Below are 11,638 nucleotides of genomic sequence, written 5' to 3' on the forward strand. Positions count from 1 at the left end.
TTGCTGGATTACAGCCATAACGTTTTGCTCGCCAGCGATGTCGAGCAGTTCGCTAAGCGCAAATCCGAGGTGGGTGACGAGTTGCGTTCAGGCAAGCTGGATCTGTTCTACGATATCTATAACCTGTCGCAAAAGCGTCGTTTTGAACGCTATCAATACGCGCTTAAAGTGCTGGAACGTCCAATGGACTTCACCGGCAACGACACCTTTAATCTGGATCGCAGTAAAGCGCCTTGGCCAAAAGATGAAGCCGAGCTGAATGCGCTTTGGGACGGCAAAGTTAAATACGACGAACTGAGCCTCAAGCTGACCGGCAAAGACGAAAAAGAGATCCGCGACACGCTGACGCGTCGTTATAAATTTGCTATCCGTCGTCTGGCGCAGACCAACAGCGAGGATGTTTTCTCACTCGCGATGACCGCCTTTGCGCACGAAATCGATCCGCACACCAACTATCTCTCTCCGCGCAACACTGAGCAGTTTAATACCGAAATGAGCCTGTCTCTGGAAGGTATCGGCGCGGTACTGCAGATGGACGATGATTACACGGTGATCAATTCAATGGTCGCGGGTGGCCCGGCATCCAAAAGCAAAGCGATTAGCGTAGGCGATCGCATTGTGGGTGTTGGACAAACCGGCCAGAACATGGTCGATGTGATCGGCTGGCGTCTCGATGACGTGGTTGCGCTGATCAAAGGTCCGAAAGGCAGCAAGGTACGTCTGGAAATTCTGCCTGCCGGTAAAGGCACCAAAACCCGTATTGTTACCCTGACCCGTGAACGTATCCGTCTGGAAGACCGCGCGGTGAAAATGTCGGTCAAAACCGTGGGTAAAGAGAAGGTAGGTGTCCTGGATATTCCTGGCTTCTACGTGGGGCTGACTGACGATGTGAAAGTTCAGCTGCAGAAGCTTGAAAAGCAGAACGTCAGCAGCATTATCATCGACTTGCGGAGTAACGGCGGCGGTGCACTGACGGAAGCGGTTTCACTCTCTGGCCTGTTCATCCCATCTGGCCCGGTGGTTCAGGTGCGCGATAACAACGGTAAAGTGCGCGAAGATGCGGACAATGACGGTGTGGTCTACTACAAAGGCCCGCTGGTTGTTCTCGTTGACCGCTTCAGCGCTTCCGCGTCTGAGATCTTTGCCGCAGCCATGCAGGACTATGGCCGCGCGCTGATCGTTGGTGAGCCAACCTTCGGGAAAGGCACCGTTCAGCAGTACCGCTCTCTGAATCGTATTTACGATCAGATGCTGCGTCCGGAATGGCCTGCGCTGGGCTCGGTTCAGTACACCATTCAGAAATTCTACCGCGTGAACGGCGGCAGTACGCAGCGTAAGGGCGTAACGCCGGACATCATGATGCCGACAGGCACGGAAGAGACGGAAACCGGCGAGAAGTTTGAAGATAACGCGTTGCCGTGGGACAGCATCAATGCCGCGACTTACGTGAAGGCGGGTGATATGACGCAGTTTGGCCCTGAACTGCTGAAAGCGCATAACGACCGCATCGCGAAGGATCCGGAATTCCAGTACATCATGAAGGATATTGCACGATTCAATGCCCTGAAAGATAAGCGGAATATTGTTTCTCTGAATTACGCACAGCGTGAGAAAGAGAACAACGAAGACGATGCAACTCGCCTGGCGCGTATCAACGATCGCTTCAAGCGCGAAGGTAAGCCTCTACTCAAGAAACTGGACGATCTGCCAAAAGATTACCAGGAGCCGGATCCGTATCTGGACGAGACGGTGCATATCGCTCTCGACCTGGCGAATCAGGAAAAAGAGAAACCTGCCGTACAGCCCGCTCCGGCAAAATAACCTCATGACAGGCACAAGAAATTGTGCCTGTTTCTTTTTGTTCTGCATCCTTCCGTCAGCCTGATTTCCAATTGTGTAAAGTTGTGTCTTTCTGGTGACTTACGCCCGTCGGATGCTTGAAAATAGCCGCAATACCCATACGATGTGGGTAATCGCATAGTGCGTTTTGTTAAACTGAGGTAAAAAGAAAATTATGATGCGAATCGCGCTCTTCCTGCTCACCAACCTGGCGGTTATGGTGGTTTTCGGGCTCGTGCTAAGCCTGACAGGAATTCAGTCGAGCAGCGTTCAGGGTCTGTTGATTATGGCGCTGCTGTTTGGTTTTGGTGGCTCGTTCATCTCCCTGCTGATGTCGAAGTGGATGGCACTGAAATCGGTGGGTGGTGAGGTTATTGAACAGCCGCGTAACGATATGGAACAGTGGCTGATGAATACGGTGGCTCAGCAATCCCGTCAGGCCGGGATCGCTATGCCGCAGGTGGCGATTTACCATGCCCCGGACATCAACGCTTTTGCCACGGGCGCCCGTCGTGATGCGTCGCTGGTGGCCGTCAGCACCGGCTTGCTGCAGAACATGAGCCGTGATGAAGCCGAAGCGGTTATCGCCCACGAAATCAGCCATATCGCAAATGGTGACATGGTGACCATGACCCTGATTCAGGGCGTGGTAAACACCTTCGTAATCTTCATCTCCCGTATTCTGGCGCAGATCGCGGCAGGCTTTATGGGCGGAAACCGTGACGAAGGTGAAGAGAGCAACGGCAACCCGCTGATCTACTTCGCTGTTTCAATGGTTCTGGAACTGGTCTTTGGTATTCTGGCCAGCATCATCACCATGTGGTTCTCCCGTCACCGTGAATTCCACGCGGATGCCGGCTCGGCGAAGCTGGTTGGTCGCGAGAAGATGATTGCAGCCCTGCAGCGTCTGAAAACCAGCTATGAGCCACAGGAAGCGAACAGCATGATGGCCTTCTGCATTAACGGTAAGTCCAAATCGCTGAGCGAGCTGTTTATGTCTCACCCGCCGCTGGATAAACGTATTGAAGCGCTGCGCAGTGGGGAATACCTGAAGTAAGGCAAAGAACCCTACTAAGCCGGGCAGGAGAGCACTCCGCCCGGCTTTTTTTATGCCTGAACCCTGGGCTGGGTCACCCGCAGGCCGCTGACGATAGCTGCGAGGGTGGCAAGTACACCGGCGGTGAGGAGTGCAACATGGTTGCCGTTCTGGCCTGCGAGGTTAAACATCAGGGCGACCAGCGCCGCACCGCTGCTTTGCCCCAGAAGTCGAGCGGTCCCCAGCATGCCGCTGGCACCCCCGCTGCGATGACGCGGCGCGGAGGTGATGATGGTGTGATTGTTAGGGGACTGGAAAAGGCCAAACCCCGCGCCACAGAGGATCATGCGCCAGATGATGTCCAGATCGGTTGGCGATGACGGCAGCAGAGCCAGCGCGAAAAGGCCTGTCGCCATCACCGCCAGCCCCAAAGCGCCCAATAAACCGGCATGGACGCGTTCAATGAGGTAACCTGCCAGCGGCGCCATCACCATTGTCGCCAGCGGCCAGGGGGTTAACAGCAGGCCGGTCTCCACTTCTGAACGGCCTACCACGCTCTGCAAAAAGAAGGGCAGAGAAACCAGGGCCAGCATCTGGGCGCAGAAGGAGCAGACGGACGTGCAAATGGAGAGGGAAAAGAGGGGGATACGCAACAGGTCAACGGGCAGTAAAGGTACAGGGAGAGTGAGCTGGCGGCGAACAAAGAAGAAGCCGATCGCCAGCAGAGCGATAAGCTCCACACCGGTAAGCATCTGGGACTGTCCCTGCGCAAAGCCGCTCAACGCCGTAATAAGCAGGCCAAAGGTCAGGGCATTCATCACCGCACTCGCCACATCGAAGCGCGGCATGGTGCTTTTGGGACCGTTAGCGGGTAGAAAGCGCAGGGCAAAGAAGATGGCGACAATACCCAGCGGCACGTTAATAGCGAACAGCCATTGCCATGACGCAACGGAAAGGATAGCCGCCGCAATGGTTGGTCCGGCGGCGGAAGAGACGGCGACAATAAAAGAGTTTATCCCCATACCGCGCCCCAGATGACGTTGCGGATAAATTAAGCGGATCAACGCCGTGTTCACACTCATGAGCGCCGCGCCGCCAAAACCCTGCGCTATGCGGGCAAGCGTCAGGGTATGCAGTGAATCTGAAAGGGCGCATAACAACGACGTGAAGGTGAAAACCACCAGACCGCACTGATACACCCGACGATAACCGAACATATCGCCCAGGAAAGAGAACGAGAGCAGGGAAACCACAATCGCAATCTGGTAGGCATTAACTATCCATATCGAACTGGCGGGAGAGGCGTGCAGGTCGCTGGCGATGGTTGGCAAGGCAACGTTCGCGATTGCGCCGTCAAGGACGGCCATTGAGATACCGATAATGATGGTGGCTATCGCGCCATACCGCTGGGGTAAAGGCAGGCCATCGGAAAGGGTCTTTTCCATTAAGATTAAAAAAGCTCAGTGTGAAATTATTCTCAGGATAACTATTTTAGCATTGTTACAGCCGCGATATGTCGCAGATTTGTAACGAAGTAAACGCGGATTGATTGCAGGTGACATGACGGGAACTTATAATAAAAACCGGTTCTGATTTTTATAAAACACTCTCTATGAGGTGGTAAATGGCTATTGCGGATTTGGATAAACAGCCAGATTCTGTTTCTTCCGTGCTGAAGGTGTTTGGCATCTTACAGGCACTGGGAGAAGAGCGTGAAATAGGTATTACAGAGTTGTCGCAGCGCGTGATGATGTCTAAAAGCACCGTATATCGCTTTTTGCAAACCATGAAGTCGCTGGGCTATGTCGCCCAGGAAGGCGAATCTGAAAAATATTCTCTGACGCTGAAGCTGTTTGAACTGGGTGCCCGCGCGCTACAAAATGTTGACCTGATCCGCAGCGCTGATATTCAGATGCGCGAAATCTCTCGTCTGACTAAAGAGACCATCCATCTCGGTGCGCTGGATGAAGACAGTATTGTTTACATCCATAAAATCGACTCCATGTACAATCTGCGCATGTATTCGCGCATTGGTCGTCGCAACCCACTCTACAGTACCGCGATTGGTAAGGTTCTGCTGGCGTGGCGCGATCGTGAGGAAGTGAAGCAGATCCTCGAAGGGGTGGAATACAAGCAAAGTACCTCACGAACCATTACCAGCACAGACGCGCTGTTAACGGTGTTGGATCACGTACGCGAGCAGGGGTATGGCGAAGATAATGAAGAGCAGGAAGAAGGGCTGCGCTGCATCGGCGTTCCGGTGTTTGACCGCTTTGGCGTGGTGATTGCGGGCTTAAGTATCTCCTTCCCGACTTTACGCTTCTCTGAAGAGCGTTTGCATGAGTATGTGGCTATTCTGCACACTGCCGCACGTAAAATTTCTGCACAGATGGGATATCACGAATACCCGTTTTAATCCCTCTGCGTAAAAAACGCCGCATCTGATGCGGCGTTTTTTTTTGCGTCATAATCAGACTGATTAGCCATTATCAATCACGACGGATGTTTTACGCAGTACAGGGCAGTGGGTTAAGCCAACGATCCCGCTGTCAGTATGCAGATACTGGGCTGTGCTCATTCCTTGTGCTGTTAAATATTTACACTGAATGCCTAACCCGGCTGCGTTTTCGGTGCTCCCCACGAGCACGCCATAGCCCGATAACAGAAGGCCAATCCAGACAAGGGCGAGTACAATAATTGTTCGAACAATAAAGCGCATCATTACCTCTTTTATCATTGTTATCGTAATGCTAGCGTAATGTGTTTACGTGATGAAACAAGTGCATGATTCTGAAAAAAAGCGTGTTAGAGGCACAGTTAGTCCTTGTTTAAGATAAGCGTGATAACCTCGCTACATCAGGTTTTAAGACGGAGTGTGGAGTGAAAAAAATACGCTGGGTGATTCTGGTTATCGTGCTGATAGCGTGCGTGGTGTTATGGACGCAGACGATCAATGTGATGTGCGATCAGGATGTACAGTTTTTTAGCGGCGTTTGCGCAATCAACAAGTTTATTCCGTGGTAAGAGACATTTTTTCTCAACGTGATTTCCTTCCTTCGCGCCAGTGGTAAAATAGACGTTTTTATTGAGGTGGTGAAATGGGTGAGTTACTGAATTCAGGGCTGCTGAATATAGCATCCCTGATGATTTCTTTGGTTGTTCTGCTCGTGGGTCTGGTCATTTGGTTTTTCGTGAACCGAGCCAGCTCCCGGACTAACGAGCAGATCGAACTGCTGGAAGCGCTGCTCGATCAGCAAAAACGTCAGAATGCGCTGCTACGCCGTCTGTGTGAGGCTAACGAACCGGAAGATAAAGACGCGCCGAAAGACGCGGTCGTCGAAGAAAACAAAGACGAAGATGACTTTATCCGCCTGGTGGCTGAGCGTTAATCTTTTTGTCCTGGGAGGTGGCTGTGGCCTGGAAAAATCCCTGGTATGACCCCTCCCTGAAACATCACACCCCGAACGGTTTTCGTAATACCCTCCCTGTCGGACATCAACCCGGCGACATTGACCGTTGGCGTAAAGCGCGTAAAGAGGCCGGTTTACCGAAACCACCTGCGCTGGGTTATGAAGATTTTATCCAACATTGGTGGCAACCTGTAGAGCTCACGCAACCTCATGGAGATGGGGTGTGGTGGCTCGGACACGCGAGCGTGTTGCTGCAGCTGGACGGTAATATCATCCTTACCGATCCGGTGTTTTCACGGCGCGCTTCTCCGCTCCCTTTCCTGGGACCACAGCGCAAAACGCCTCCCGTACTGTCTGTCGAGCAACTTCATCAGCTTGATGCGGTCGTCATCTCCCATAATCATTACGATCATCTTGATGAGGCGACCATTCGCCGAATTCTCAAGCGCTTTCCCGACGTTAGTGTTTTTGTTCCCCTGGGTCTGGCCGACTGGTTTCGTCGTCGGGGAGCAAAACGCGTAGTTGAGCTTGACTGGTGGCAGAGTTTCACCTGGCAGGGGATGACGCTGACCGCCGTACCGTCACAGCACTGGAGCATGCGCACGCCATGGAACCGCAATCGTTCCTTGTGGTGCGGCTGGGTGATGGAAGGACGGCATCACCGTTTCTGGTTCAGCGGTGATACCGGCTATTCACCTGAGCTGCTGTTGATTCCTGAACGCCTGGGCAAGATAGATGTTGCCGCGTTACCGATTGGTGCCTATGCCCCACGATGGTTCATGGCTGTCCATCATATGGATCCGCAATCTGCGGTGGCATTGTGGCAGCAGCTGGGCTGTCCACTGACGTTTCCCATCCACTGGGGCGTATTTGAACTGGCAGATGAAGCGCTAGATGAACCTGTGCAGGAGTTAACTAACGCGCTCGATAATTTAGCACCAGTTAATCATTCTTTCAGGATACTGAAAATTGGTGAATATTTATCCTTATAAACGAAGCGTTAAATTGTTGCATATATTCTTGATGTAAACGCTCGCAGGAATGTTTTATTTTTATCGAAACGTTTTGCTTGCCTTCTTTTGATGCAGAGTCATAAAAATTTCATTATTTTGGTGCATAACGCTGTTTATTAACTGGTGCATTTTAATACAGACGGAAGTGGTTTTTAACAGTGTTTTTTCTCTGAAACAATTTGGTCGCGTTACAATGATTTAAGCATAAGTTTTCACAAATTGTTCTAACTCAATCAAGACGTAAGATTTCTTTTCCCGGTTGCTGGACGGTTCGTAATGATTGAGCTATGTTAAAAAAGTCTTAGATTACAGCGGTTGTGCAAGCAATGCTGGGTCTTTGTTACGCAGCAGGGCTGTCTCTACATGATGCGCATAATTGTGCAAAACCTGACAGGCACTGTTCGAATTTGTGCGGCGGATCGAGACATGTTTAAAAATGGCTTGCCATATTAAACATAGTGTGTGATAACACGTTTCGGGTTAAACGAGGTACAGTTCTGTTTATGTGTGGCATTTTCAGTAAAGAAGTCCTGAGTAAACACGTTGTCGTTGAATACCGCTTCTCTGCCGAACCTTATATTAGTGCCTCATGCAGTAATGTCTCAGTTTTATCTCAGTTAATGCCTGCGGGCTAAGAAAACACTCTAAGGAATTTTGCAAAATGGCAAAGATTAAAGGTCAAGTTAAGTGGTTCAACGAGTCTAAAGGTTTTGGTTTCATTACTCCTGCTGACGGCAGCAAAGACGTGTTCGTACACTTCTCTGCAATCCAGGGTAACGGCTTCAAAACTCTGGCTGAAGGCCAGAACGTTGAGTTCGAAATTCAGGACGGCCAGAAAGGCCCAGCTGCAGTTAACGTAACTGCTATCTGATCGAACCGCTGCTGACTGAAGCGCTTAGCACTTCACTCTCAGACATAAAGCCTCGCATACCGCGGGGCTTTTTTATGTCCCTTATCTTTCAAAATATTACCATTCGCGGTCTTGTTAGTAACTTGTTGCAAAGCTGCGAGGTTAGTAGCACTGTTTTGCCACCCATAACGCATCTTTTCCCGTTAAATCAGGGCGTTGTTTTACAGTCCTGGGGTTCAGGTGAAGAAGAAAATGATTACGACCGCTGGCAATTTCACGCCGGCGCGTTTTGCACTGCTCTGCTTAGCGATTTTTTGTAGTCTGGCTTTTTTGCTGGGCCGTGTTGCCTGGCTGCAAATCATCAAGCCTGACAATCTGGTAAAGCAGGAAGATATGCGATCCCTCCGCCAGCTGACGATTGATGCGCCGCGCGGCATGATAATGGATCGCGCAGGTCGACCCTTGGCGGTGAGCGTGCCCGTCCGGGCCGTTTGGGCCGATCCTAAAACGGTGCTGGCAAAAGGGGGCGTTGGCGTTGATGAACGCTGGCAGGCGTTGGCAAATGCGCTGCATCTCTCCCTGGGCACACTCTCGGCGCGAATTAACGCCAACCCGCAGGGGCGTTTTATTTATCTTGCCCGCCAGGTCGATCCCGCACAGGCAAAGTGGATCGATAAGCTGAATCTGCCCGGCATCAATTTACGCGATGAATCCCGCCGTTTTTATCCTGCAGGCCATGTGGCAGCGAACCTGATTGGTTTCACCAATATTGACGGGCAGGGCATTGAAGGCGTGGAAAAAAGCTTTAACGCGCAGCTGATCGGCAAGGCCGGAGTTCGGCAGGTAAGGGAAGACCGCTACGGTCGCGTGGTTGAAAACCTGACGGAAGTGGCACCCTCGCCAGCGCATAACATTCAGTTGAGTATTGACGAGCGGCTGCAGACCATTACTGAAGATGCGCTCGATAATGCCGTGGCCTGGAATAAGGCCGAGTCGGGTGCTTCGGTGCTCATTAATATCCCAACCGGGGAAATACTCGCGATGGCGAGCTATCCGGATTTCAATCCCAATAATCGAGAAGGTGCGACGATAAATGATTTTCGCAACCGCGCGATCAGCGATACGTTCGAGCCCGGTTCGACCGTCAAGCCGCTGGTGCTGATGACGGCCCTGCAGCAGGGTCTGGTTCAGCCCGACAGCGTGATTGACACTCATCCGTATACCCTTGACGGGCATCGTATCCGCGATGTGGGCTATTATCCTGAACTGACGATGACCGGGATCCTGCAAAAATCGAGCGACACCGGCGTGTCCCGACTTTCGCTGGCGATGCCTGTTCAGCATCTTATTGATACCTATCGAAACTTTGGTTTTGGTACGAATACGGGGCTTGGCTTAACGGGTGAGAGCGCGGGGCTGCTGCCCCAGCGTAAATACTGGAGTCAGCTCGACCGGGCGACCTTTGCCTTCGGCTACGGGCTGATGGTAACGCCGCTCCAGCTGGCTCACGTCTACGCCACGATTGGCGGCTTCGGGCTCGAGCGACCTCTTTCGATTACGCGTATCGATCCACCCGTTATCGGGCACCGCGTCATGCCGGTAGAGATTGCGCACGAGGTGGAGCACATGATGGAGAGCGTCGCGCTGCCCGGCGGCGGGGGCGTGAAGGCGGCCGTTCGTGATTACCGGGTGGCGGTGAAAACCGGCACGGCGAAGAAAATTGACGATAGCGGGAAGTACGTCGATAAATACGTCGCCTATACTGCCGGCGTTGCGCCTGCCAGCGATCCGCGATTTGCCCTGGTGGTGGTCATTAACGATCCGCAAAATGGCGCCTACTACGGCGGGGCCGTCTCCGCGCCTGTCTTCAGTGAAATTATGGGTAACGTGCTGCGTCTGGAAAATGTGAAACCTGACGGGCTACCGGCGGGTTCCGATCACCTAATCGTTATGCGTTAACCGGGCGTTTATAACCAGGGCGAATAGCGGTACACTTCGCCCTTTGATTATGCTCCGGAGTCACCATGTCCTTCAGCTGTCCTCTTTGCCACGCACCCCTGACGCACTCAGATAAAAGTTATACCTGTCCGCAGGGGCATCAGTTTGATATGGCAAAAGAAGGCTATGTGAATCTTCTGCCGGTGCAGCATAAGCGTTCCCGCGATCCAGGCGACAGTGCAGAGATGATGCAGGCGCGTCGCGCGTTTCTTGATGCCGGGCACTATCTGCCGCTGCGGGAGGCCGTCGCGCATATGGTGAATGACATCCTGCCTGCTTCAGCCACCGCCATGCTGGATATCGGCTGTGGGGAAGGGTACTACACCGCACGATTTGCAGAGGTTGCCCGTGAGAAGGGGGCAAACACATTCGGTCTGGACGTGTCGAAAGTGGCCATTCGTGCGGCGGCAAAGCGTTACGCGGACGTGATGTTCTGCGTGGCATCCAGCCACCGACTGCCGTTTAATGATGCCAGCATGGACGCTGTTATCCGCATTTACGCGCCCTGCAAAGCGGAAGAACTGGCTCGCGTGGTGAAACCGGGCGGATGGGTTATCACCGTGACGCCGGGCCCGCGCCATCTGATGGAGCTGAAAGGTCTGATCTACGACGAAGTACGTCTGCATGCCCCTCATTCTGAACAGCTGGCCGGTTTTAGCCTGAAGCAGGAGCAAACCGTGGCGTATGATATGTCGCTCACAGGGGAAGAGGCCACCGCGTTGCTGCAGATGACGCCGTTCGCATGGCGGGCAAAACCGGAAGTATGGGGAACGTTAGCTGCACACACAATATTTCACTGCCAGACGGATTTCAGCATCCACGTCTGGCAGCGCGAAGATTAACCGGCGAAGTGTGCCCAGAGGATCTGGGCGCCAATGCCAATTAGCACAATCCCGCCCAGGATCTCGGCGCGTTTACCCAACAGCGGGCCGATAAACCGACCGACCATCATGCCCAGCATGGACATGATCAGCGTTGCGCAGCCAATAGCCAGCGCTGTGGCGATAATATTGACCTTCAGGAATGCCAGACCGACGCCGACAGCCATCGCATCAAGGCTGGTGGCAATTGCCGTGGTGACCAGCAGCCAGAACCCGTGGCGGTGCAGCGGCTCCTCGTCTTCATCATCACCGCCGCGAAAACCTTCTATCACCATTCGGCCACCGAGGAACACCAGCAGGACGAAGGCAATCCAGTGGTTCCACTCCAGCACGAACTGGCTGGCGAGCATGCCAAGTCCCCAGCCGATAAGCGGGGTCAGCGTTTCGATAGCACCGAAAATCAGGCCGGTACGCAGTGCTTCTGAGAATTTAGGTTTATGAAGCGTGGCGCCTTTTCCGATGGATGCAGCAAATGCGTCCATGGACATGCCAAAAGCGAGGAGGATCGTAGCGGAGATATTCATAACAGCGTCCAGACCGGGGATATCCATATGACACATCACTGCCCCCAGTAAACAGCAGTTGATGTATCTATGGTCTCGCCTGATCGC

General features: G+C 52.8%; 12 protein-coding genes and 1 pseudogene. 10 read left to right on the top strand and 3 right to left on the bottom strand.

Translation table 11 applies throughout. From position 1 onward, the window contains the following. Positions 1-1,821: carboxy terminal-processing peptidase (gene prc, locus ACWYRJ_RS19345; protein ID WP_455508452.1), on the top strand; the 1,821-nt coding region annotated here is incomplete at its 5' end. A 193-nt stretch (positions 1,822-2,014) separates the two neighbouring features. Then, the gene (htpX, locus tag ACWYRJ_RS19350; protein ID WP_014884290.1) at positions 2,015-2,896 is read left to right on the top strand and encodes a protease HtpX; all 882 of its coding nucleotides are present in this window, start codon (positions 2,015-2,017) and stop codon (positions 2,894-2,896) included. A 50-nt stretch (positions 2,897-2,946) separates the two neighbouring features. Here htpX and ACWYRJ_RS19355 read toward each other — a convergent pair whose 3' ends face one another. After that, positions 2,947-4,320: an MFS transporter gene (locus ACWYRJ_RS19355; protein WP_455508453.1), complete on the bottom strand. Its 1,374-nt coding sequence runs from the start codon at positions 4,318-4,320 to the stop codon at positions 2,947-2,949. 179 nt (positions 4,321-4,499) lie between these two features. Here ACWYRJ_RS19355 and kdgR point away from each other — a divergent pair, with 179 nt between their 5' ends. Beyond that, positions 4,500-5,291: a DNA-binding transcriptional regulator KdgR gene (gene kdgR, locus ACWYRJ_RS19360; protein WP_111964800.1), complete on the top strand. Its 792-nt coding sequence runs from the start codon at positions 4,500-4,502 to the stop codon at positions 5,289-5,291. Between the two features lie 63 nt (positions 5,292-5,354). Here kdgR and ACWYRJ_RS19365 read toward each other — a convergent pair whose 3' ends face one another. Then, positions 5,355-5,594, bottom strand: a complete 240-nt coding sequence (locus ACWYRJ_RS19365) for a YobH family protein (RefSeq protein ID WP_111964799.1) — start codon at positions 5,592-5,594, stop codon at positions 5,355-5,357. A gap of 161 nt (positions 5,595-5,755) precedes the next feature. Between ACWYRJ_RS19365 and mgrB the strand changes: the two genes are divergently transcribed. The 7 genes and pseudogenes from mgrB to rlmA all read left to right on the top strand — a co-directional run bounded on the left by mgrB (position 5,756) and on the right by rlmA (position 10,988). After that, a complete protein-coding gene (gene mgrB / locus ACWYRJ_RS19370; protein WP_013096124.1) occupies positions 5,756-5,899 on the top strand; it encodes a PhoP/PhoQ regulator MgrB in 144 nt (47 codons plus the stop codon). Positions 5,900-5,973: 74 nt separating this feature from the next. Then, positions 5,974-6,264 carry a YebO family protein gene (locus tag ACWYRJ_RS19375; RefSeq protein WP_455508454.1) on the top strand — a complete coding sequence of 97 codons (291 nt, stop codon included), beginning with the start codon at positions 5,974-5,976 and terminating at the stop codon, positions 6,262-6,264. A 23-nt stretch (positions 6,265-6,287) separates the two neighbouring features. After that, positions 6,288-7,277, top strand: coding sequence for an MBL fold metallo-hydrolase (locus tag ACWYRJ_RS19380; RefSeq protein ID WP_455508455.1), 990 nt, complete (start codon positions 6,288-6,290; stop codon positions 7,275-7,277). 524 nt (positions 7,278-7,801) lie between these two features. Further along, positions 7,802-7,946 (top strand): annotated as a pseudogene (locus ACWYRJ_RS19385) (DUF2627 domain-containing protein). A gap of 13 nt (positions 7,947-7,959) precedes the next feature. Continuing rightward, positions 7,960-8,169: a transcription antiterminator/RNA stability regulator CspE gene (gene cspE / locus ACWYRJ_RS19390; protein ID WP_001062678.1), complete on the top strand. Its 210-nt coding sequence runs from the start codon at positions 7,960-7,962 to the stop codon at positions 8,167-8,169. Positions 8,170-8,400: 231 nt separating this feature from the next. Beyond that, positions 8,401-10,107 (top strand): peptidoglycan glycosyltransferase FtsI, encoded by a 1,707-nt coding sequence (ftsI, locus tag ACWYRJ_RS19395; protein ID WP_149366589.1) that lies wholly within the window; start codon positions 8,401-8,403, stop codon positions 10,105-10,107. Between the two features lie 65 nt (positions 10,108-10,172). Continuing rightward, a complete protein-coding gene (rlmA, locus tag ACWYRJ_RS19400) occupies positions 10,173-10,988 on the top strand; it encodes a 23S rRNA (guanine(745)-N(1))-methyltransferase (RefSeq protein WP_149366590.1) in 816 nt (271 codons plus the stop codon). On the opposite strand, the gene mntP is transcribed toward rlmA, so the two are convergent. Then, positions 10,985-11,551, bottom strand: a complete 567-nt coding sequence (gene mntP / locus ACWYRJ_RS19405) for a manganese efflux pump MntP (RefSeq protein ID WP_455508456.1) — start codon at positions 11,549-11,551, stop codon at positions 10,985-10,987. The two genes, rlmA and mntP, sit on opposite strands and share 4 nt — an antisense overlap. Positions 11,552-11,638: the final 87 nt, after the last annotated feature.

It is taken from the genome of Enterobacter sp. (assembly GCF_977039595.1).